Raw genomic sequence first — 1,158 nt, 5'->3', positions numbered from 1 at the left:
GTGCTCAGGCCCCGAGGGGTGTGCCCCGGCTGTTGAGGATGAGTTTCTCGATGCGCTTGCGGCGGCGGGAAGCGGTCAGCCGGAAGGCGAGGAAGGCGAGGACGAGCAGCGCGAGGACAGCCAGTTGCGGCCAGGGCAGTGCCCAGACGGAGGTGTCGATCGACACCCGCTCGGCGGTGACGCCGGGGAGGGGCCGGCCCGCGGGCGCGGGGATCGCCATCACCGTGGTGGTGATCACTCCCATCGGCCAGGCGCCGCTCACCCGTGCGGTGAACGTGCGTTTGCCGCCCGGCATGATCTCCCTGGCCTTGGCGTCGGATTTGTCGTTCCAGTCGCTTTCGCCGACGAAGGTGGAGGTCAGGATCCGGGAGTCGGGGGCCAGGCGGACGTTGCCGATGTTGGCGACGGTGTAGGTCACATCGACCGATCCGGCGGCGAAGGGGTTCCACGACCAGGTGTAGGCGGCCCGCACGTCGCTGACGGCGACCTTGGCCACGTAGTCGCCGCTCACGCGGATGTTCAGGCGGACGCCGACCCGGTTTTGGACCCGCACCTGCCCCGAGACGGTGTCCACGGAGGCGGTCACGCCCGCGGGGTGGTCGCCCGGCGTCGCGTTCTGCGGGATGGAGACCTTCACGGGCACGACGGCGGTGGCTCCGGCGGCGATGGTCACCTTGTCGGGGATGGTGATCCAGGAGCCGCCGTCGACGGGTTTGGCGTCCGAGGGCCGCATGTCGAAGTAGCCCTTGGAGGTCAGGTAGCCGTCGTTGGCGTCGATCGCGAAGTCGACCGGCTCGGTGGAGCGGTTGATGACGGCGATGTGCTCATCGGCCTGCTGCCCGGCGGCGAGTTCGACGTCGATGACGCGGCGGCCGTCGGGGCCGTTCGCGTCGGCGGGCACGACCGACCAGGTGACGTCGGCGCTTGCGGGGGTGGCTAACGCGACCAAGGCGACCAGTACGGTCGCGCCGACAGCCTGAAGAACGGCGAGCAGGACGAGGGCGCCCCGTGAACGGCTCTTGGTCAACGAAGGTGTCTCCTGTCTCATTGTGGGTGTCCGGGACGCGTGCGAGTCTGGCACGCGTCCCGGACGCCCACAGTAGGCGGTGGCGTCCTGCCTTCGGGTCAGGTCTGGTTGAACAGCGACAGCGTCAGGGT

Annotated in this window: 1 protein-coding gene; it reads right to left on the bottom strand. The window is 69.5% G+C overall.

Features of this window, described 5'->3' with window-relative positions:
* Positions 1-4: 4 nt before the first annotated feature.
* On the bottom strand, positions 5-1,027 hold the full coding sequence (locus tag AB0O28_RS39850) for a DUF916 domain-containing protein (protein ID WP_363648235.1): 1,023 nt from the start codon (positions 1,025-1,027) through the stop codon (positions 5-7).
* Positions 1,028-1,158 lie beyond the last annotated feature (131 nt).

This window comes from Microbispora sp. NPDC088329, assembly GCF_040685655.1.
Taxonomy (GTDB): domain Bacteria; phylum Actinomycetota; class Actinomycetes; order Streptosporangiales; family Streptosporangiaceae; genus Microbispora.
Note: the sequence above shows the minus strand (reverse complement) of the source record. Positions and strands in the feature narration are given on the sequence as shown.